This is a genomic window from Streptomyces sp. CLCI03 (assembly GCF_053615355.1).
On record NZ_CM132132.1, the window covers coordinates 3,847,966 to 3,868,812 of the forward strand.

Genomic DNA, 20,847 nt, shown 5'->3' on the forward strand with positions numbered 1-20,847 from the left:
ATCGTCGCCCATCGCCCGTCATTCGAAGGTAGGAAGAGCATGCGCATCATTGCGCACACGCGCACCACCACACGTCAGCGCAGGCAGAGGGAGTGCCGGGTGAGCCAGCCGGAGATGCAGCCCGAGGGGCCACCCCGGGATCCCCGGGAGGAAGGCGGCGGACCGATGGCGGCGGGCGATCTGACCGGCCGGCCGTTCCCCCTCGGGGACTGGGGCGAGCCCGCCGAGCGGCTCGACGAGCTCTACCGGCGGGTCGAGGCCGACGCGCTGCGCACCGCCGAGTGGTACCTGTCCGACCGCGCGTGGAAGCGGCGCGGTGCGCGCGTGCTGCGCGCCGGGGCGGCCGTGGGCGCCGTCACGGGCGCCTCGATGCCGTTGCTGGAACTGACGGGCTCGATCCCGGGCGCCTCCACGTACGGGTACCTCGCGCTGCTGCTGGGCGCTGCCGCGCTGGCGTGCGACCGGTTCTTCGGGCTGACGTCCGGGTGGATGCGGGACGTGGCCACGGCCCAGGCGGTGCAGCGCCGGCTGCAGACCCTCCAGTTCGACTGGGCCTCGGAGAACGTTCGCGAGGTGCTCGGCCCCACCGAGGGCACCGCCGGCGAGGCCGCGGAGCGGTGCCTGACCGTGCTGCGCCGTTTCTCCGAGGACATCACCGAGCTGGTGCGCTCGGAGACGGCGGACTGGATGGTGGAGTTCCGGGCCGGGCCCGCGCCGCTGGTGATGCAGTCGCTGGGGGCCTCCGGGGGGCGCCCGGACGCGAACGTCCCGCCCGCCCGCTTCCCGCTGCCACCGGGCACCAGACCGAACATGCCCCGGCAGCGGCCGCCGGAGCAGCCGCGCTGAGACGGACGGGGAGCGGTCGGGCCGGGACGGGGCGGGGAGCCTCGCCGGGACGACGGCGGGGCCGGATCCGCGCGGCGGACCCGTACCCCGCCCACCGGAGACGGTCGCCACCTCAGCTGAAGATGATCATCGAACCTTGGCCGAGGCTCCGCGTCGCGGCCGCGTGCAGTCCCAGCCACACGTGCCGTTCCCGGGCGAAGGGGCTGTCGTCGTACGGGATCGGCCCCGCCGGCTCCTCCAGCAGCGTCGGCCGCCCCGGCGGCGCCGGTGCGGCGGGCGGGTTCCCCGGGTCTATCCCGATGGCGGGGGCCACGAACAGCAGCTCCCGCAGCAGCCCCTGTGCGGACCCCAGCGGCCCGCCCCCGGCCAGCAGCTCCTCGTTCGCCAGCGGAGCCGCGAAGTCCACCGGGACATAGGCTCCCGCGTGGTCGTAGTGCCAGACCAGGTGCGACTGCTGGGCCGTGGGCTCGAACATCTCCAGCAGCTGCTCGTAGTCCCCGCCCAGCTCGTCCACCGGGGTCACGGGCAGCCCGCAGAGCTGGAGCATGTACGCACGCCTCAGGAAATGCAGGGCGTCGTAGTCGAAGCCGGCGACCGGGGCGACATCTCCGCTCAGGCCCGGCATGTAGGCGAAGACGGGCACGGACGGCAGTCCGGCCGCACCCAGCGCCCTGTCGTACGAGGCGATCTCTTCCGCGAAGGGGTTGTCGGGGCTGTGGCACAGCACGTCGACAAGGGGGACCAGCCACAGGTCACAGGCCACTCGGCCTCCGATCAGTCGATGCCGCCGATCCGGCCAGCGTAGTGGGCCGGACACCCTCCGCGAAGGGGTGCGCAGAACCTCGGGCCTCAGAGGCGGGCGGCCCAGGCCAGCGCGTGCTCGTTGTAGCCGCGCACGATGCCGCGCACCGCGTCGGCGTCGGCGAGCGTCACGGCGTCCACCAGCTCGCTGTGGCCGTCCCACAGCGCCGCCCGCAGTTGCGGCTCGCGCTGGAGGTGGGGGACGGCGAAGACCCAGCACTGCACGCGGATGCGGTGCAGGAACTCGGAGATGTAGGTGTTGGCGACCAGCCCGCTCAGCTCCCGCCAGAAGCGCAGGTCGTAGCCGATCAGCACTTCGAGCGAGCCGCTCTGCGCGGCCCGGCGGGCCTCCTCGCCCCGGCGGCGCACCGACACCAGCAGCTCGCCGGAGCCGGGGGCGGTGCCGCGCTCGGCGAGGCGGCGGAAGATCCCGTCCACGACGAGCGCACGGGCCTCGATCATGCCCCGGAAGTCGTCCACGGAGAAGATCCGCACGCGGAAGCCGCGGTGCTGGACCAGTTCGAGCAGCCCTTGGGCGGAGAGGTCCACGAGCGCCTCGCGCACCGGGGTGGCGGAGACCTCGTACTGCTCGGCGATCTGCTTGACGGTGAACTCGGTCCCCGGAGGCAGGCGTCCCGCGAGCACCTCGTCACGCAGCGCGTCCGCGATCTGCTGGCGAAGTGTGTTGCGGGTGACAGCTCCGCTGCCTGGCATAGGGGTCCGTCTCCTGTCGTAGAGCTTCGGACACCATAGGCCAGACGACGCGGCTGAAAACCGATCGGTAGCCAACCGATATCCGACATCCGCACCCGCCGTGCGGGGCGGGTGTCGGATGCCGGACATGGGGGGCGGGTGCGGGGCCCGTGCGGGGGCCGGTGCGGGCCTAGCCGGCCGTGGTGTGGCGGTCGGCGACCGTCAGCGCCTCGTCCAGCAGGGCCAGGCCCTCCTTGGCCTCCGCCTCCGTGACGTTGCAGGGCGGGACCACGTGGGTCCGGTTCATGTTCACGAAGGGCCACAGGCCCGACGCCTTGCAGGCGGCCGCGAACTCGGCCATCGGCGCGTTGTCCGCGCCCGCCGCGTTGTACGGCACGAGCGGCTCGCGCGTCTCCTTGTCCCGGACGAGTTCCAGGGCCCAGAAGGCGCCCAGTCCGCGGACCTCGCCGACCGAGGGGTGACGCTCGGCGATCTCGGCGAGCGCCGGGCCGATCACGTTCTCGCCGAGGTGGGCGGCGTGCTCGACGATGCCCTCCTCCTCCATCGTGTTGATGGTCGCGACGGCGGCGGCGCAGGCCAGGGGGTGGCCGGAGTACGTCAGGCCGCCCGGGTAGGGGCGGGTGGCGAAGGTCTCGGCGATGGCGGCCGAGATGGCCACGCCGCCGAGCGGGACGTAGCCGCTGTTGACGCCCTTGGCGAAGGTGATCAGGTCGGGGGTGACGTCCCAGTGGTCGGCGGCGAACCACTTGCCGGTACGGCCGAAGCCCGACATGACCTCGTCCAGGATGAAGACGATGCCGTGGCGGTCGCAGAGCTCGCGCACGCCCGCGAGGTAGCCGGGGGGCGGGGTCATGATGCCGGCGGTGCCGGGCACGCTCTCCAGGATGATCGCCGCGATGGTCTGCGGCCCCTCGAAGGCGATGGTGTCGGCGAGGTGGGCGAGCGCGCGGGCGCACTCCTCGGCCTCGGTGGTGGCGTGGAAGGCGGAGCGGTAGAGGTACGGGCCCCAGAAGTGCACGACGCCGGCGGCGGCCGTGTCGGAGGGCCAGCGGCGCGGGTCGCCGGTCAGGTTGATCGCGGCGGCGGTGGCCCCGTGGTAGGAGCGGTAGGTGGAGAGCACCTTGGCGCGGCCGGTGTGCAGCCGGGCCATGCGGACGGCGTTCTCGACGGCCTCGGCGCCGCCGTTGGTGAAGAAGATCTTGTCCAGGTCGCCCGGGGTCCGCTCGGCGATGAGGCGTGCGGCCTCGGAGCGGACGTCGACGGCGAAGCCGGGCGCGAGGGTGCAGAGCCGGGCGGCCTGCTCCTGGATCGCGGCGACGACCTTGGGGTGCTGGTGGCCGATGTTGGTGTTGACCAGCTGGGAGGAGAAGTCGAGGAACCGGTTGCCTTCGTAGTCCCAGAAGTACGACCCCTCGGCCCCGGCGACGGCGAGGGGGTCGATCAGGGCCTGGGCGGACCAGGAGTGGAAGACGTGCTTCCGATCTGCGTCCTTCACGGCGGCAAGGGTGTGCGAGGCGACATGAGGGGTCATGTCGTCACGCTAGAAGTGCGCAGGTGGGGCGGGATATCGGCGGACTGTATGGGGGTGGGGGGCCACTCTCGGCAGTCTGTCTGCGCGGGGCGCGGAGCCCCCTCGCGGGATTGACAGCATCCTGTCGTTATGACAGTCTATTGTCATAGAGCACGAACCCACGCCGGAGGCGAAGCACCATGAGCGAGACCCCGCGCAAGCCCGTCCACCTCGCGGTCTACGACACGTACGCGGACTGGGAGACCGGCCACACCACCGCGCACCTCACCCAGCGCGACCACACCGTGCGCACGGTCGGCCTGAGCGCCGCGGAGCCGGTCACCACCATGGGCGGCGTCCGCATCCAGCCTGACCTGGCCCTGGCCGACCTGCGACCGGAGGACTCATCGCTGCTGATCCTCACGGGCGCGTCGCTGTGGGACACGGGCGACGAGCTGACGCCGTTCGCGGCCAAGGCGAAGGAGTTCCTGGCCGCCGGGGTGCCGGTCGCGGCGATCTGCGGGGCCACCGCCGGCCTCGCCCGCGAGGGGCTGCTGGACGGTAGGACCCACACCAGCGGCGCGTCCTTCTACCTGGCGGAGCAGCCCGGCTACGGGGGCGCCGAGAGCTACGTCGAGGCCGACGCGGTGACCGACGGCGACCTGATCACGGCGGGCCCGACGGAGCCGGTGGCCTTCGCCCGCGAGGTCTTCGCCCGGCTGGACGTCTACAAGCCGGACGTCCTGGACGCCTGGTACGGGCTCTTCCACGACTCGGACCCGGCCGCGTACCCGGTCCTGATGGCGGCGTCGGCGGCCGGCGATGCGTGAGGCGACGCACGAGCCGCTGCCGGTCGGGGGCGGTGCGGACCTCGACGACGGCGACGACGGCGACCATGGCGACCACCTCGACGGCCTCGGTGGCATCGGGGCCGGGGAGTTCGGGGCCGCCCGTACCCAGCAGGACCTGCTGAGCCGTACCGCGCTCGGGGTGTTCCGGCTGAACGGCCAGTTCCTCGCCATCTCGGAGGAGCTGGCCAAGCCGGCCGGGCTGACGGCCGCCTGGTGGCAGGTACTGGGCGCGGTCCTGCGGGAGCCGCTGCCCGTCGCGGGAATCGCCCGGAGCATGGGCATCACCCGGCAGAGCGTGCAGCGCATCGCGGACCTGCTGGTCGCCAAGGGCCTGGCCGAATACGCCCCGAACCCGGCCCACCGGCGGGCGAAGCTGCTGCGGCCCACGGAGGAGGGGCGGAGCGCGGTGGACCGGATCGGCCCGGGCCACGCGGCGCTGGCGGCCCGCCTCACCGCGGAGCTGGGCGATGCCGCCTTGGCGGAGACGGTCCGCACCCTGGAACGGCTGGCCACGGCACTGGACGCACTGGAATCCGCGGCGCCGGCCGCCACCGTTCCGGGGCCCGCGCCGGAGTGATCACCGGACGCCGCGAACGATTGTGTCGAAGTCAATAAGCCTGCAAGCACAGCTTGTTACGCATAACGGGGCTGCCCGACACTGCGGCACATGGAGCCGTTGAAGGTAGTGGCACGACTGTGGGAGCGATTCGAGGCACGCGACTGGGACGGCGTGGCCGAGCTCATCGCCGAGGACGCGATCATCGAATGGCCCGTGAGCGGTGAGCGCATCGTGGGGCGCGCCAACTTCATAACCGTGAACAGCGACGACGGCGAGGCGGACGAGAGATCCGTGGAACTGCTGCGGATCCTGGCCGACGGGAACCTCGTGGTCACCGAGGTGGAGATACCTCAGGACCACGTCGTCTACCGGGCCGTCTCCCTCTGGACCGTGCGGAACGGGGAGATCGTGGGGGCGAGGGAGTACTGGACCAGCCCCGGCCAGGACCCGGCACCCCGCTGGCGGGCGGGTTACGTCGAACCCCTGGTGGCAGACTGAGCCGCGTGCTCACCGCTCTTCTCGGCGCGACCGGGGTCCTGGCGCTCCTCACCCTCGTCCCCGGCCCGGACATGGCGATCGTCACGAAACGGGCCGTCACCCGGGGGCGCGGTGACGGGCTCGCCACCGTCGCCGGGATCGCCGTCGGGCTGCTGATCTGGGGAGCCCTGACCGTGGCGGGGCTCGCCGCGCTGCTCGCCGCCTCGGCCGAGGTGTACCTGGTGGTGAAGCTGGCGGGGGCCGCCTACCTGTGCCTGCTCGGCCTCCGAGCGCTGCTGCGGCCGGGCGCGGAGCCCGCGGACGAGCGACCCGGGGTGGGCGCCGGCGGGGCCTGGCGGACCGGCCTGGTCGCCAACGTCCTCAATCCCAAGATCGCCGTCTTCTACACGGGGTTGCTGCCCGCCCTCGCCCCGCCCGGCCTGCGACCGGCGGTCGGCATGGCGCTGCTGGTCCTGGTCCATGTGCTGCTCACGGTGCTCTGGCTGGGCACGTACGTGTACGTGCTCTCGCGCGCCGGGCGGTTCTTCGCACGGCCGCGGGTCCGGCGCGTGCTGGACCGGACGACGGGGGTCGTCCTGATCGGCTTCGGCGTGCGGGTGGCGACGACGTGACGGCGCGCCGGGCGTGACGGTCGGGCCGGTTGCGGCCGATCGGGCCGGTTGCGGCCGTCCTGGCCTCCTGGCCTCCTGGCCCTGCCTCGCAGGTATCCCCCGTCATACCTGAGAGCTACGCGCGAACACGGCTCCATGGCGTGACGCCGACCACGGGCCCGGATTTCTAACTTCGTTAGCAGAGAAGAGCGTTCACGGCTCTTCCGGCGACCGGAGGAAGAGGGCCATGGCGACGGGGACGGGGACAGGGACAAAGCCGGGGACGGGGACGGGGACGCGTACCTGGAGCACGGGAGAGACCCGCCCGGCGGGCACGGCGTTCCCCACCGGGAGGGTGGGATCGAGCGGCGGCCGGCTGCGCCGCGGCCTGCTGGCCGCTCTGGTCGCCGCGGCCGTCGTGGTCCCCGTCTGCGCCGCGGCCTCCCCGAACGTCCCGGCCCCCGCGCCCGCCACGTTCTCCGAGGACGCCACGCCCCGGAGCCGGTACGCCGCCAACAGCGCCAATCTCGCCGAGGCGGCGCGCACGGCCGAGAACGCCGACCGCCCCGGCCGGGCGGCCAGGCTGCGTGCCATGAGTGCGGCCGGATCGGCCCAGTTCCTCACCTTCGACGGCCGCGGCACAGGCCGCGCCGTCGAGGTCTTCGGCGAGTTGGAGAGCGCCGACCGGGTCGCCGTCCTGGTGCCCGGGTCCGACACCACGCTGGACACCTACGAGCGGTTCCGTGCCGGAGCCGTCTCCCTCCAGCAGCGCCTGCGGGCCGAACATCCGCGCTCGGCGGTGGTCGCCTGGCTCGGGTACGACACTCCCGGCACGGTGAGCACCACCGTCCTGAGCGCCGACCGGGCCGACGATGCCGCCGCCGAACTGGCCCCCTTCCTGGACCGGTTGCGCGACATATCGGGGCCCGGTGCCCGGATCTCCCTGCTGTGCCACTCCTACGGGTCCGTGGTCTGCGCCCGGACCGCCACCGGGTCCGAGGTCGCTGACGTGGTGTTGTTCGGCAGCCCGGGCACGGGGGCCGGATCGGCCCGGGAGCTGCCGACCGCGGCCAGGGTCTGGGCCGGCCGGGGCAGCGCGGACTGGATCGGCGGCGTCCCGCACGTCCGGCTCGGCGGCATCGGTTTCGGCACCGACCCGGTCGACCCCGCCTTCGGGGCCCGGACCTTCGATGCCGGCGACGCCGGACACAGCGACTACCTCAAGCCCGGCACCGAATCCCTCGCCGGCCTGGCCGCGATCGTCCTGGGCGGCACCCTCGCATCGGAGGCCGACCATGGTTGAGTTCCGCGCCCGCTGGTCCACCCTCGCGGCGGGCATCGACGCGGCCACCCCGGCCGACCGTGACCGCGCGGTGGACGCGCTGCGGGCCTTCGCGATCCTCGGCGTGGTCCTCGGCCACTGGCTGGTCACCGCACTCACCGCACGCGACGGCGGCCTGAGCACCACCAGCCCGTTGGCGCACATGCCGTGGCTGGCCCCGGTGTCCTGGGTGTTCCAGACGCTGTCCGTCTTCTTCCTGGTCGGCGGCCATGTCGCGGCCCGCGGGTACGCGTCGGCGCGCGAACGTGGCCTCTCGTACGGCGCCTGGGCCGGGCGGCGGCTGGGCCGGCTGTTCCGTCCGGTCGCGGCGGTCCTGCTCCTCTGGGCGGTCGTGGCGGGCGGGATGCTGATCGGCGGGGCGGAGCTCGACACCGTCCGCTCGCTGGTCACGCTGGTGCTGTCGCCGCTGTGGTTCCTGCTCGTGTTCGCCGCGCTCACCGCAGCGACCCCGCTCGTGGCCCGGATCGGCCCGCTGTGGCCGCTGGTCGTCGTCGCCGCCGTCGACGTGTGGCGGTTCGGGCTGGAGGGCCCCGAGTGGATCGGCTGGATCAATGTGGCGGCGGGCTGGCTGGTCCCCTTCACCCTCGGCACCGCCTGGTCCCGCGGGGCCTTCGCCCGGCGTGGCCAGGCACTGCTCCTGCTCGGCGCGGGCGTCGTGGCCACGGCCGCGTCGATCCTCTGGGGCGGGTACCCGGCGTCGATGGTGGGTGTCCCCGGGGCCCCCATATCGAACCTGAACCCGCCGACACTGGCCGCGGTGACGTTCGGACTGGCCCAGTGCGGGCTCGCCCTGCTGGTGCGCGCGCCGCTGGCCCGGGCCATGGATCGGCCGAGGGCCTGGGCGAAGGTGGCTCTGGTGAACCTCTCCGCGATGACCGTCTTCCTGTGGCACCAGACCGCCATGATGGCCGTGACCGCGCTGGGGCTGCTGGTCTCGGCCGACCTGCCCGGGCTGCACACGGTGCCCGACTCGGTGGGCTGGGCAGCGGCGCGGCTGCTGTGGCTGCCGGTGTTCGCCGCCGCGCTGTCGCTCTGCTGGGCCGCGTTCCGTGTCCACGAGCAGGCCTCCCCCCGTCCGAAGCCGCCCCGTGCCATCCGTACCGGAGCGGTTCCCCGCCCCAGGGTGGACCCCACCAGGGAGATCACCCATGTCTAGGGCCCGCCTTAGCCTGGACGGCGTGAACCAGCAGACCGAGCCACCCGCCGAGGACGTCCGCATCCGCCTGCCGCGCGGCCTGGCACGGGAGTTGTTCACCGTGAAGTGGGATCCGCTGCCGAGGATGTCACGGCCGCGCTGGCTGGCCTGGCTGCCGCATGTGGTCCTCTGCTACGTGGCCATTCCCTGCGGCGTCCTCACGGGGATGCAGCTGAACGACCATTACAAGGTTTTCGGTTCGGCCGTGCTGGGGCTGTCGCTGCTGACCTCGGCGTCCGTCGTACTCAGCATGTTCCGGCCGATGGCCGCCTGGTGGCTCGCGCTCGTCACCGCCGGCCTGGTCGCCTGGGCCATCCACGACCACGTCGGACAAGGTCAGTCCTGGCCGTGGACGCCCGCCGGGCCGTTCACGCTCGCGCCCGTGCTCCTGATGGTCGCCCTGCGGGTGCCGGCCCGGGTGACCGTCTCGGTCATCGGTATCACGCTCACCCTCAACGGGCTGGCCGACATCGTCCTCAGGCCGCCGCAGAGCCAGACGATCATCGGCGGCGCGGCCCTCCTCTTCGCGTTCGTGGGGATCCTCGGATACGCGCTTCGGGCCACCCGCCTCGCCCGCGGCAAGCTCGTGGAGCAGGAGACCCTCACCGAGGAGGAGCGGGCCCGGCGCACCTTGCTGGAGGAGCGCAGCCGCATCGCCCGCGAGCTGCACGACGTCGTCGCCCACCACATGTCGGTGATCTCCATCCAGGCGCAGGTCGCCCCGCACCTGGTGGAGAACCCGTCGGAGGAGCTCAAGGAGAATCTGGCCGGCATCCGGGAGAACGCGCTGGAGGCGTTGACGGAGCTGCGGCGGGTGCTGGGCGTGCTGCGGTCGGAGCAGCCCGACGATCCCGCGAACCCCCATCATCCGCAGCCCACCCTCGACGAACTGGACAACCTCGTGGACAACGTGCGGGGCGCCGGGCTGGACGTCACGACCGAGATCGCGGGGATACGGCGGCCGCTGACCCCGGGCGTGGAGCTCACCGCCTACCGGATCGTGCAGGAGGCGCTGAGCAACGCGCTGCGCCACGCGCCCGGTTCGCGGGTGGAGGTCGGTATCGCGTACGGGCCGCGTGATCTGCACCTGTGCGTCGCGAACAGCGCCCCGACCCGGTCCGCGCCGCCCTCGCCCGGAGCGGGGCACGGGCTGCTGGGCATGCGGGAGCGGGCAGGCATGCTGGGGGGCGAACTGGCCGCCGGCCCGCGCCCCGACGGGGGGTACGAGGTGAGCGCCGTACTCCCGATGGATCCGCAGGACCTGCCGGCGGTCCCCGCCCCCGAGACGAAGAAGGCCCCATGAGCACCCCGATCAAGGTGATGATCGCCGACGACCAGATGATGGTCCGGCAGGGCTTCACCGTGCTTCTCAACGCGCAGCCCGACATAGAGGTCGTGGGGCAGGCGGTGGACGGGGCGGACGCGGTGGCGAAGGTCGCCGAGCTGGCTCCGGACGTGGTGCTGATGGACATCCGCATGCCGGGGATGGGCGGGATCGAGGCCACGTCGATCATCACGGCGGTTCCGGACGCCGCGGTGAAGGTGCTGGTGCTGACCACCTTCGATCTCGACGAGTACGTGTACGAGGCGCTGCGCGCGGGGGCCTCGGGGTTCCTGCTCAAGGACGCCTCGGCGGACCAGCTCGCCGAGGCGGTGCGGGTGGTGGCGGCCGGGGAGGCGCTGCTCTCGCCGAACATCACGAAGCGGCTGATCACGGAGTTCTCCCGGCTGGGGGCGCCGCGTGCGCCGTCGCGGTCCCGGATCGAGGCGCTGACCGAACGGGAGACGGAGGTGCTGTCGCTGATCGCCCAGGGCCTGTCGAACGCCGAGATCTCGGAGCACCTGGTGCTGGCCGAGCAGACGGTGAAGACGCATGTGAGCCGGATCCTGGTGAAGCTGGGGCTGCGGGACCGTACCCAGGCCGCGGTGTTCGCGTACGAGACGGGTCTGATCCGTCCGACGGGCTACTGAACGCACCCGGGTAGTACTTGAGAGGGACCTCCGGAAATCCCCTTCAGCGGCGACGCGGACGAGGGTGGGACGGACCTACGGTGGTGTGCATGACCGAGACGACCACCGGGGGGACATCCCGGGCACCTGAGTTCCGACTGGCATCTGAGGTGATCGCGACCCTGCGCCGGGATCTCGTCACCGATGCCTTCGCCTACCGGCCGCTGCCGCCGGCGGACACCTCCGGGCGCTTCGTGCGCCGTCTTCCCGGGGTGCTGCGCCGGTACGCACCGTGGCGGCGGCACGCGGCGGTGGGGTTCCTGGCCTTCCTGGTCGGGACCATATCGCTCAACACGCAGTCGTCCGCGTGGGGTGATCTGGGGCCGATAGCGATGACGTTGCTGACGGTGACGCCGGTCCTGATGACGCTGGTGCGGCCGGTCGGCGCGTGGTGGGCGGCCATCGCGATGACGGTGGTGACGGCCGGCATCGGGGACGGCTTCAACTGGCCGTGGACCGATGGCAGCTTCTGCGCGTACATCGTGGTCATGTTCCTCGTCACGCTGCGGACCGGGCCCCGGGTGGCGGCCTGGATGTGGACGCTCACCCTCGTGCTGGGGACGGGGCTCTCCCTCGTGTTCAACGGCCGATGGGGCTCGAACATGCCGGAGATGGCTCTGACCTCGGCCTTCGCCCTGGTGATCGCCGGCAGCATCCAGATACGCCGGGACGCGAAGGCCGAGGTGAGCGCCCAGCAGGAGGTCACGGCCGTCGAGCGGGACAAGCGGACGCTGCTGGAGGAGCGGACCACGATCGCCCGGGAGCTGCACGATGTGGTGGCTCACCACATGTCGGTGGTGGCGATCCAGGCGGAGGCGGCGCCGTACCGCGTGAAGAACCCGCCGCCGGAGCTGGAGGCGGCGTTCGTCACCATCCGGGAGAACGCGGTGGCGGCCCTGACGGAGCTGCGGCGGGTGCTGGGTGTGGTGCGCTCCGCGGACTACGAGGCCCCGGACGCGCCGCAGCCGACGCTGGCCTCGCTGGAGGGGCTGCTGGCCAATGTGCGGGAGGCCGGCCTGAGCGTCGAGAAGACGATCACGGGCTCCGTGCGGGAACTGCCGCAGGGCGTGGAGCTGTCGGCGTACCGGATCATCCAGGAGGCCCTGAGCAACACGCTGCGGCACGCGCCGGGGGCGGCGGCCGAGGTGGAGGTCTCGTACGTGCTGGGTGGCCTGGGCCTACGGATCGTCAACGACCGGGGGACCGGGGACGCGCGGCCCTCGCCGGGGGCCGGGCACGGGATCACCGGCATGCGGGAGCGGGTGGCCATGCTGGAGGGCGAGATGACGGCCGGTCGGACGGCGGCGGGCGGGTACGAGGTGGCGGTGTACATACCGGTGCCCCACCGTGCCGAGCCGGCGCCGGAGTCGAAGGAGGGGACGGCATGACGATCAGAGTGTTGATCGTCGACGACCAGGTGATGGTGCGCGAGGGGTTCTCCGTCCTGCTGAACGCGATGGACGGCATCGAGGTGGTCGGGGAGGCGGTCGACGGCCAGGAGGCCATCGAGCAGGTGACGGCGCTGCGGCCGGACGTGGTGCTGATGGACATCCGGATGCCGCGGATGAACGGGCTGGAAGCCACACGGGAGATCGTGGCCGCCGACACGGACGCGAAGGTGCTGGTCCTGACGACCTTCGACCTCGATGAGTACGTGTACCAGGCGCTGCGGGCCGGGGCCTCCGGGTTCCTGCTCAAGGACGCCTCGGCCCGTCAGTTGGCGGACGGGGTACGGGTGGTGGCGGCCGGCGAGGCCCTGCTGGCGCCGTCGGTGACCAAGCGGCTGATCGTGGAGTTCTCGAAGATCTCCGAGGCCCGCAAGCTCGCCGACCCGACGGGTACGGGGACGTTGACGGAGCGGGAGACGGAGGTGCTGGTGCTGATCGCGCAGGGGCTGTCCAACGGGGAGATAGCCGACCGGCTGGTCGTCGCCGAGTCCACCATCAAGACCCATGTGAGCCGGATCCTGGTGAAGCTGGGCCTGCGGGACCGGACCCAGGCGGCGGTGTACGCGTACGAGACCCGTTTGGTGACACCCGCCTGATCGGGCTCGGCTGCCTTTAGGGTGCGGGGATGGGCTTTGATCCGTGGGATGCCGCGTTCGTCGCCGATCCGTATCCGGCGTACCGGGAGTTGCGGGAGCAGGGGCGGGCCCTGTGGTGGGAAGCCACCGGGCAGTGGCTGGTGCCGCACTACGCCGATGTGAGTGCGCTGCTGCGGGACCGGCGGCTGGGGCGGACCTACCTCCATCGTTTCTCGCACGAGGAGTTCGGCCGCCAGGCGCCGCCACCGGAGCACGAACCCTTCCACGTGCTCAACGGCAACGGCCTGCTGGACCTGGAGGATCCGGCGCACGCGCGGGTGCGCAGGCTGGTGGCCAAGGCCTTCACCCCGCGGACGGTGGAGCGGCTCGTGCCCGCCGTGCGGCGGCTGGCCGGGGAGCTGGTGGGGCGGCTGCGCGCGGACGGGGGCGGGGATCTGCTCACCGTCGTCGCCGAGCCGCTGCCGGTGGCGGTGATCGCGGAGCTGCTGGGTGTGCCCGAGGCGGACCGGGGGCTGCTGCGGCCCTGGTCGGCGGACATCTGCGGGATGTTCGAGCTCCGGCCGGACGAGGAGACGGCGCGGCGCGCGGTGCGGGCGAGCGTCGAGTTCAGCGCGTACCTCCGAGGGCTGATCGCCGAGCGGCGGAGCCGCCCCGGGGAGGATTTGATCTCCGGGCTGATCGCCGCCCACGATGACGAGGGGCGGCTCAGCGAGCAGGAGATGATCTCCACCTGTGTGCTCCTGCTGAACGCCGGGCACGAGGCCACCGTCAACACGACCGTCAACGGGTGGTGGGCGCTGTTCCGCAACCCCGCGCAGCTCGCCGCGCTCCGTGAGAGCCACGATCCCGAAAAGTTGTCCACAGCTGTGGATGAACTCATGCGGTACGACACTCCCCTGCAGATGTTCGAACGCTGGGTGCTCGACGACATCCGGATCGGTGACACCGTCATCCCCCGCGGGGCCGAGGTCGCGCTGCTCTTCGGGTCCGCGAATCGGGATCCCGCGCGCTTCGAGGATCCCGACACGCTCGACCTCGTACGGGCCGACAATCCGCACCTGACCTTCGGGGCCGGGATCCACTACTGCCTCGGAGCGCCCCTGGCGCGACGGGAGTTGGAGGCGTCGTTCGGTGCGTTGCTGGCGGACGGCGTCCCGCCGCTGCGGCTGGTCGAGGAGCCGCGGTGGCGGGACGGGTATGTCATCCGGGGGCTGGAGGAACTGCTGGTGGAGTTCTAGGGCCTGATCCGAATGACAGGCCCTGGATCCCGAAACGGCGCAGGCCGTCCGTCTACGCGATCATGTCGCGGCGGCGCAGGGCGGCGAGGCCCGCCGCCGTCAGGGCCACCGCCAAGGCGGTCAGGGCCAGGAGTGGGGCCGCGTCCGGGTCCTGTGCGCCCGGGAGCCGGGGCAGGTGGGCGAAGGGCGAGAGGTTCAGGACGGCCTGCGGAAGGTCGAGCGCCGGGCCGATCCAGCCCAGGGCGAGCGCGCCCCCGGCCACCACCCATGCGGCCGCCGCGTAGCGCGGGACCGCGCCGTGGAGCAGCGCTGCCAACGCCCCGATCAGCCACACCGCGGGAAGCTGGGCGAGGGTGGCGCCGATGGCCGCGCCCGGATCCCGGCCGTGCCCGATGCCGAGACCGAGGCCCGCGAGCAGCAGGATCAGCGCCGAGCCGCCGAAGGCCACGGCCAGGTGGCCGCCGGCCCAGCGCAGTCGGCCGACCGCGTTCGCGAGCAGCGGCTCCGCGCGCTGCCCCGACTCCTCACCGGCCAGGCGCAGCACCGACGAGACGGCGTACAGGGCGGCGACCATGCCGAACATGCCGGCCATGGTGGCGAGGAAGGCGTCGGTCAGTCCGCCCGATCCGCCCTGAGCACCCTGCCCGCCCATCCGTTCGATGATCTCGCGGGTCCGGTCGTTGTCGCCGACCAGGTCCGCGGCGCCGTCCGCCATCCCGCCGAAGACGACCCCGGCGATCACGAAGCCCGCGCTCCAGCCCAGGACGCTGCCGCGCTGCAGCCGCCAGGCCAGCGCGCCGGCCGTCCCCAGGCGCCCCTCGGCCGGCCCCGGCCGGGACGGCAGGAAGCTCATGCCCAGGTCGCGGCGCCCGGCCAGCGCGTACGCGACGCCCGCCTGCGCGGCGACGGCGGCGGCGAACAGGAGGAGCACCCACCAGCGTTCGGTGGCGAAGGCCCGTACGTTCTCCACCCAGCCGAGGGGCGAGGCCCAGGTCAGGGCCGAGCGCCCGCCGCCCGTACCGGCGTCGCCCGCCGCCTTCAGGACGAAGGCGGCGCCGAGCGCGGCGGCCGCGATGCCCTGGGCGGCGCGGGCGCTCTCGGTCAGCTGGGCGGCGATGGCGGCCGTGCAGGCGAAGAACGTCCCGGTGGCGGCGACGGCCAGCCCCAGGGCGACCGCACCGGGGGCGCCCTGCCCCGCGAGCCCGCCGGCCACGAGCAGGGCGACGCAGGCGTTGGCCACGAGGGCGGCGAGCAGGGCTGCTGTCAGCGGGGCCCTGCGCCCCACCATCGCGGCGGAGAGCAGTTCCTGACGGCCGCTCTCCTCCTCCTCGCGGGTGTGCCGGACGACGATGATCAGGCTCATGGCGGCCGCGAGGACGGCGCCGTGGACACCGGCCCGCCAGGCGGTCAGACCGCCGAGGGAATCTCCGAAGACCGGTCCGTACAGGGCGCGCATCGAGCTGTTGACGTTCATCGAGGCGGCGATCCGGGCGCGTTCGGCGGCGGTGGCGTACACGCTGCCCAGCGAGCCGGGCATGCTCACCAGCATGAGCGTGGCGGCCAGGACCCACACCGGCATCATGACGCGGTCGCGGCGCAGCGCGAGTCGCAGCAGCACCCCGGTGCCGGCCAGTTGGTTCTTCATCGGGACGCCTCTGCGGTGTAGTGGCGCAGGAAGAGCTCTTCGAGGGTGGGCGGGGTCGAGGTCAGCGAGCGCACCCCCGACCCGGTGAGGGAGCGCAGTACGGCGTCCAGCTTGTCGGTGTCGGCCTGGAGTCGGACCGTGTGCCCCTGCACCTGGACGTCGTACACGCCCGGCAGGTGGGCGAGGCCGTTCGGCGGGCCGGCCAGTTCGGCACTGATCGACGTGCGGGTGAGGTGGCGGAGTTCGGCGAGGGTGCCGGTCTCCACGGTGCGGCCCTTGCGGATGATGCTGACCCGGTCGCAGAGGGTCTCGACCTCGCTGAGGATGTGCGAGCTGAGCAGGACGGTGCGGCCGGCGGCGCGCGCCTCGGTGACGCAGCTCTGGAAGACCTCCTCCATCAGCGGGTCGAGGCCGGAGGTGGGTTCGTCGAGGACGAGCAGTTCGACGTCGGAGGCGAAGGCGGCGACGAGGGCGACCTTCTGCCGGTTGCCCTTGGAGTACGCGCGCCCCTTCTTGGTGGGGTCCAGCTCGAACCGTTCGAGGAGTTCGGCGCGCCGGGTCCGGTCGAGGCCGCCGCGCAGGCGCCCGTAGAGGTCTATGACCTCGCCGCCGGAGAGGTTGCGCCACAGGGTGACGTCGCCGGGGACGTAGGCGACACGGCGGTGGAGGGCCACGGCGTCGGCCCAGGGGTCGCCACCGAGGAGCTCGGCGGTGCCGGAGTCGGCGCGCAGCAGGCCCAGCAGGACCCGGATGGTGGTGGACTTGCCGGCGCCGTTGGGGCCGAGGAAGCCGTGGACCTCGCCGGTGGTGACCGAGAGGTCGAGTCCGTCCAGTGCGTGGGTGCGGCCGAACGCCTTGTGGAGGCCGGCAACGCTGATTGCCTTCGTCATGTTTCCGAACGTACGCTAGCTTCACAAGTTTGTGAAGATTGAGAATCTCAAGAATCGCGTAAAGTCAGGAAGGTGGCAGATGACATGGTGAACGTGGACGCCGGGACCGACACCCGGGACGGTGACGCCGTCTCCCGCTTCGTCGAGCGGTTCGCCGCGCAGCTGACCGAGGCCGGGATGCAGCGGATGGCCGCGCGGGTCTTCGCCCAGCTACTGGCCAGCGACGGCGGCGCGATGACCTCGGCGGAGCTGGGCGAGGCCCTGCGGATCAGCCCGGCCGCCGTATCGGGCGCCGTGTCCTACCTGACCCAGGTCAACATGGTCAGCCGCGAGCGCGAACCGGGCTCACGCCGCGACCGGTACGTCCTGCACAACGAGCTCTGGTACGAGACCTTCACGCGCCGCGACCAGGTCCTGACCCTGTGGGAGAAGACCCTGAGCGAAGGCGCCGCCACCCTCGGCACGGACTCGCCCGCCGGGGCGCGCGTCGCCGAGACCGCGGCCTTCTTCGCGTTCATGCAGGGCGAGATGCTGGGACTGATGGACCGCTGGCGGGTCCACAAGGCGACGATCGGCCTCGGCTGACCGCCCGACGCCGCCGGCCGCTCGCCCGTCGCTCGCCCGTCGCTCGCCCGTCGCTCGCTCGGCGCCCGCCCGGCGCCCGGTGATCGAATCCGGAAGCGCCGATACCCGCAGACGCGGCACCGCCCCCGTGCCATGCTGGAACGCATGAACCTGGAGGACCTGGTACGGCTGCGCCGCGCCCGGGACATGATGGACCGCGAGTACGCGGAGCCGCTGGACGTTCAGGCACTCGCGAACGTCGCCCTCATGTCGCCGGGTCACTTCTCCCGCAGCTTCCGCGCCGCCTTCGGGGAAACCCCGTACAGCTACCTCATGACCCGCCGCGTCGAACGCGCGAAGGCGCTGCTGCGCCGCGGCGACATGAGCGTGACGGACGTCTGCTTCGCCGTCGGATGTACCTCGCTGGGGTCCTTCAGCTCGCGCTTCACCGAGCTCGTCGGCGAGACCCCGAGCGCCTATCGGGCCCGTGACCACGACGACGGCGCGGCGATCCCGGCGTGCGTCGCCAAGATCCTCACGCGACCGGTCAGGATCGGAGAAGCGAAATCCGCGCCCTCCTCGTAGCGTCGACGGCATGGACATCAACCTCTCGCAGTGCTTCATCGCCGTCGACGACCACGACAAGGCGCTCGCCTTCTACCGCGACATCCTCGGCCTGGAGGTCCGCAACGACGTCGGGTTCGAGGGGATGCGCTGGGTGACCGTCGCCTCCCCCACGCAGCCGGACGTGGAGATCGTCCTCGAACCGCCGCTCGCCGACCCCGGCGCCTCGGCGGCCGACCGGCAGGCCATGGCGGAACTGCTGGCCAAGGGCCTGCTGCGTGGCGTGATCTTCTCCACCGACGACGTCGACGCCACCTTCGAACACATCCGGGCCGCCGGCGGGGAGGTGCTGCAGGAGCCGGTCGACCAGCCGTACGGCGTCCGCGACTGCGCCTTCCGCGACCCGGCCGGCAACATGCTCCGCTTCAACCAGCCCCGCAAGCACTGAGGACCGACTTGCCCCAGGAGTCCGCGCAGGAGTCCGAGCAGCCGGCCCGCCCGAGAGATGGAGACACGATGAGCAGGGCCACCGGGCCGGACTCCCGACCCACCGCACCTCAGGCACCACAGGCGCAGCACGCTGCCGACAGCCACGGTCTGATCCGCGTGCACGGCGCACGCGTGAACAACCTCAAGGACGTCAGCATCGAGATCCCCAAGCGCCGCCTGACGGTGTTCACCGGAGTCTCCGGTTCCGGCAAGAGCTCGCTGGTGTTCGACACGATCGCCGCCGAGTCCCAGCGGATGATCAACGAGACCTACAGCACCTTCGTCCAGGGCTTCATGCCCACGCTGGCCCGCCCCGAGGTCGACGTACTCGACGGACTCACCACCGCGATCACCGTCGACCAGCAGCGCATGGGCGGCGACCCCCGCTCCACGGTCGGCACCGCCACCGACGCCAACGCGATGCTGCGCATCCTCTTCAGCCGGCTCGGGAAGCCGCACATCGGCCCGCCCAGCGCCTACTCCTTCAACGTGGCCTCCGTCCGGGCCAGCGGCGGCATCACGGTCGAGCGCGGCGCCGCCAAGACCAAGACCGTGAAGGCGACCTTCTCCCGCACCGGCGGCATGTGTGTGCGCTGCGAGGGCCGCGGTTCGGTCTCCGACATCGACCTCACCCAGCTCTACGACGACTCCAAGTCGCTCGCCGAGGGCGCGTTCACCATCCCCGGCTGGAAGTCCGACAGCTTCTGGACCGTGCGCGTCTACGCCGAGTCGGGCTTCCTCGACCCGAACAAGCCGATCGCGAAGTTCACCAAGAAGGAGATGCAGGACTTCCTCTACCGGGAGCCCACCAAGGTCAAGGTCGAGGGCGTCAACCTCACCTACGAGGGCCTCATCCCCAAGATCCAGAAGTCCTTCCTGTCGAAGGACAAGGAAGCGATGCAGCCGCACATCCGGGCCTTCGTGGAACGCGCGGTCACCTTCACCGTCTGCCCCGAGTGCGAGGGCACCCGGCTCAGCGAGGGCGCCCGGTCCTCGAAGATCAAGAAGATCAGCATCGCCGACGCCTGCACCATGCAGATCAGCGACCTCGCGGAGTGGGTACGCGGCCTCGACGAGCCCTCCGTGGCCCCCTTGCTCACCGCCCTGCAGCTCACCCTCGACTCGTTCGTGGAGATCGGCCTCGGCTACCTCTCCCTCGACCGGGCCTCGGGCACCCTCTCCGGCGGCGAGGCGCAGCGCGTCAAGATGATCCGCCACCTCGGCTCCTCCCTCACCGACGTCACCTACGTCTTCGACGAGCCGACCATCGGCCTGCACCCGCACGACATCCAGCGCATGAACGACCTGCTCCTGCGGCTGCGCGACAAGGGCAACACGGTCCTGGTCGTGGAGCACAAGCCGGAGACGATCGCGATCGCCGACCACGTCGTCGACATCGGCCCCGGCGCGGGCACCGCCGGCGGCACCGTCTGCTACGAGGGCACCGTCGAGGGGCTCCGCTCCGGCGGCACCATCACCGGCCGCCACCTCGACGACCGGGCCGCGCTCAAGCCGTCGGTACGCAAGCCCACCGGCGCGCTGGAGATCCGGGGGGCCACCGCGAACAACCTGCGCGACGTCGACGTCGACATCCCGCTCGGGGTGCTCACGGTCGTCACCGGCGTCGCCGGGTCCGGCAAGAGCTCCCTGCTGCACAAGTCGCTCTCCCCGGACGCGGAGGTCGTCTCCATCGACCAGGGCGCGATCCGCGGGTCGCGCCGGAGCAACCCGGCGACGTACACGGGACTGCTCGACCCGATCCGCAAGGTGTTCGCCAAGGTCAACGGGGTGAAGCCCGCCCTGTTCAGCGCGAACTCCGAGGGCGCCTGCCCGAACTGCAACGGCGCCGGGGTCATCTACACCGACCTGGCGATGATGGCCGGCGTCTCGACCACCTGTGAGGAGTGCGAGGGGAAGCGGTTCGACGCGTCGGTTCTGGAGTACCACCTGGCCGGCCGCGACATCAGCGAGGTGCTCGCCATGTCCGTGACCGAGGCCGAGGAGTTCTTCGGCGCGGGCGAGGCGCACACGCCCGCCGCGCACCGCATCCTCACCCGCCTCGCCGACGTCGGACTGGGCTACCTCAGCCTCGGCCAGCCCCTCACCACACTGTCCGGCGGCGAGCGGCAGCGGCTGAAGCTCGCCACCCACATGGCGGAGAAGGGCGGGATCTACGTGCTCGACGAGCCGACCACCGGCCTGCACCTCGCCGACGTGGAGCAGCTGCTCGGTCTGCTCGACCGGCTGGTGGACTCGGGGAAGTCGGTCGTCGTCATCGAGCACCACCAGGCGGTCATGGCGCACGCCGACTGGATCATCGACCTCGGTCCCGGCGCCGGACACGACGGCGGCCTGATCGTCTTCGAGGGCACCCCCGCCGACCTGGTGGAAGACCGCTCCACCCTCACCGGCGAGCACCTCGCGGCGTACGTCGGCGCCTGATCGGCACCTGACCGGCACCGCCTCGGACCCCTGACCCCTGCCCCCTGACCGCTGC

General features: G+C 72.1%; 21 protein-coding genes. 16 read left to right on the top strand and 5 right to left on the bottom strand.

What is annotated here, in order from left to right:
* Positions 1–99 precede the first annotated feature (99 nt).
* Positions 100–846 (top strand): SLATT domain-containing protein, encoded by a 747-nt coding sequence (locus ACWG52_RS17655; protein ID WP_390166524.1) that lies wholly within the window; start codon positions 100–102, stop codon positions 844–846.
* Positions 847–958: 112 nt separating this feature from the next.
* Here the strand turns inward: ACWG52_RS17655 and ACWG52_RS17660 are convergent, their stop codons facing one another.
* The 3 genes from ACWG52_RS17660 to ACWG52_RS17670 all read right to left on the bottom strand — a co-directional run bounded on the left by ACWG52_RS17660 (position 959) and on the right by ACWG52_RS17670 (position 3,892).
* On the bottom strand, positions 959–1,609 hold the full coding sequence (locus ACWG52_RS17660) for a hypothetical protein (RefSeq protein WP_109779058.1): 651 nt from the start codon (positions 1,607–1,609) through the stop codon (positions 959–961).
* An 86-nt stretch (positions 1,610–1,695) separates the two neighbouring features.
* A complete protein-coding gene (locus ACWG52_RS17665) occupies positions 1,696–2,361 on the bottom strand; it encodes a GntR family transcriptional regulator (protein ID WP_375943222.1) in 666 nt (221 codons plus the stop codon).
* A gap of 169 nt (positions 2,362–2,530) precedes the next feature.
* The gene (locus ACWG52_RS17670; RefSeq protein ID WP_389803777.1) at positions 2,531–3,892 is read right to left on the bottom strand and encodes an aspartate aminotransferase family protein; all 1,362 of its coding nucleotides are present in this window, start codon (positions 3,890–3,892) and stop codon (positions 2,531–2,533) included.
* Positions 3,893–4,071: 179 nt separating this feature from the next.
* Between ACWG52_RS17670 and ACWG52_RS17675 the strand changes: the two genes are divergently transcribed.
* The 11 genes from ACWG52_RS17675 to ACWG52_RS17725 all read left to right on the top strand — a co-directional run bounded on the left by ACWG52_RS17675 (position 4,072) and on the right by ACWG52_RS17725 (position 14,198).
* On the top strand, positions 4,072–4,701 hold the full coding sequence (locus tag ACWG52_RS17675) for a DJ-1/PfpI family protein (protein ID WP_453128987.1): 630 nt from the start codon (positions 4,072–4,074) through the stop codon (positions 4,699–4,701).
* Positions 4,694–5,299, top strand: a complete 606-nt coding sequence (locus ACWG52_RS17680; RefSeq protein ID WP_389803783.1) for a MarR family winged helix-turn-helix transcriptional regulator — start codon at positions 4,694–4,696, stop codon at positions 5,297–5,299. Before ACWG52_RS17675 ends, ACWG52_RS17680 begins: the two co-directional genes overlap by 8 nt.
* Positions 5,300–5,389: 90 nt before the next feature.
* A complete protein-coding gene (locus ACWG52_RS17685; protein ID WP_453128988.1) occupies positions 5,390–5,779 on the top strand; it encodes a nuclear transport factor 2 family protein in 390 nt (129 codons plus the stop codon).
* Between the two features lie 5 nt (positions 5,780–5,784).
* A complete protein-coding gene (locus ACWG52_RS17690) occupies positions 5,785–6,390 on the top strand; it encodes a LysE family translocator (RefSeq protein WP_389803789.1) in 606 nt (201 codons plus the stop codon).
* 334 nt (positions 6,391–6,724) lie between these two features.
* The gene (locus ACWG52_RS17695) at positions 6,725–7,672 is read left to right on the top strand and encodes an alpha/beta hydrolase (protein WP_389803792.1); all 948 of its coding nucleotides are present in this window, start codon (positions 6,725–6,727) and stop codon (positions 7,670–7,672) included.
* On the top strand, positions 7,665–8,867 hold the full coding sequence (locus tag ACWG52_RS17700) for an acyltransferase family protein (RefSeq protein WP_453128989.1): 1,203 nt from the start codon (positions 7,665–7,667) through the stop codon (positions 8,865–8,867). The genes ACWG52_RS17695 and ACWG52_RS17700 overlap by 8 nt, the downstream gene beginning before the upstream one ends.
* A 22-nt stretch (positions 8,868–8,889) precedes the next feature.
* The gene (locus ACWG52_RS17705; RefSeq protein ID WP_390166526.1) at positions 8,890–10,209 is read left to right on the top strand and encodes a sensor histidine kinase; all 1,320 of its coding nucleotides are present in this window, start codon (positions 8,890–8,892) and stop codon (positions 10,207–10,209) included.
* Positions 10,206–10,877 (top strand): response regulator, encoded by a 672-nt coding sequence (locus ACWG52_RS17710; RefSeq protein ID WP_389803800.1) that lies wholly within the window; start codon positions 10,206–10,208, stop codon positions 10,875–10,877. Before ACWG52_RS17705 ends, ACWG52_RS17710 begins: the two co-directional genes overlap by 4 nt.
* An 89-nt stretch (positions 10,878–10,966) precedes the next feature.
* On the top strand, positions 10,967–12,304 hold the full coding sequence (locus ACWG52_RS17715) for a sensor histidine kinase (protein WP_389803802.1): 1,338 nt from the start codon (positions 10,967–10,969) through the stop codon (positions 12,302–12,304).
* Positions 12,301–12,960: a response regulator gene (locus ACWG52_RS17720; RefSeq protein WP_033214508.1), complete on the top strand. Its 660-nt coding sequence runs from the start codon at positions 12,301–12,303 to the stop codon at positions 12,958–12,960. Before ACWG52_RS17715 ends, ACWG52_RS17720 begins: the two co-directional genes overlap by 4 nt.
* A gap of 29 nt (positions 12,961–12,989) precedes the next feature.
* A complete protein-coding gene (locus tag ACWG52_RS17725; protein WP_389803805.1) occupies positions 12,990–14,198 on the top strand; it encodes a cytochrome P450 in 1,209 nt (402 codons plus the stop codon).
* Positions 14,199–14,250: 52 nt separating this feature from the next.
* Here ACWG52_RS17725 and ACWG52_RS17730 read toward each other — a convergent pair whose 3' ends face one another.
* Both ACWG52_RS17730 and ACWG52_RS17735 read right to left on the bottom strand, forming a co-directional pair.
* Positions 14,251–15,843: an ABC transporter permease gene (locus tag ACWG52_RS17730; RefSeq protein WP_453128990.1), complete on the bottom strand. Its 1,593-nt coding sequence runs from the start codon at positions 15,841–15,843 to the stop codon at positions 14,251–14,253.
* Entirely contained in the window at positions 15,840–16,733 is an 894-nt protein-coding gene (locus tag ACWG52_RS17735; protein ID WP_390139517.1) for an ABC transporter ATP-binding protein, read from the bottom strand. Before ACWG52_RS17735 ends, ACWG52_RS17730 begins: the two co-directional genes overlap by 4 nt.
* A gap of 84 nt (positions 16,734–16,817) precedes the next feature.
* Here ACWG52_RS17735 and ACWG52_RS17740 point away from each other — a divergent pair, with 84 nt between their 5' ends.
* From ACWG52_RS17740 to ACWG52_RS17755, 4 genes are all read left to right on the top strand, one after another.
* On the top strand, positions 16,818–17,318 hold the full coding sequence (locus ACWG52_RS17740; protein ID WP_266353417.1) for a GbsR/MarR family transcriptional regulator: 501 nt from the start codon (positions 16,818–16,820) through the stop codon (positions 17,316–17,318).
* Positions 17,319–17,462: 144 nt separating this feature from the next.
* Positions 17,463–17,882, top strand: coding sequence for a helix-turn-helix domain-containing protein (locus ACWG52_RS17745; protein ID WP_389803814.1), 420 nt, complete (start codon positions 17,463–17,465; stop codon positions 17,880–17,882).
* Positions 17,883–17,892: 10 nt separating this feature from the next.
* Positions 17,893–18,309, top strand: a complete 417-nt coding sequence (locus ACWG52_RS17750) for a VOC family protein (RefSeq protein ID WP_030726511.1) — start codon at positions 17,893–17,895, stop codon at positions 18,307–18,309.
* 68 nt (positions 18,310–18,377) lie between these two features.
* Positions 18,378–20,792 carry an ATP-binding cassette domain-containing protein gene (locus tag ACWG52_RS17755; RefSeq protein ID WP_389803817.1) on the top strand — a complete coding sequence of 805 codons (2,415 nt, stop codon included), beginning with the start codon at positions 18,378–18,380 and terminating at the stop codon, positions 20,790–20,792.
* The last annotated feature ends 55 nt before the right edge of the window (positions 20,793–20,847 follow it).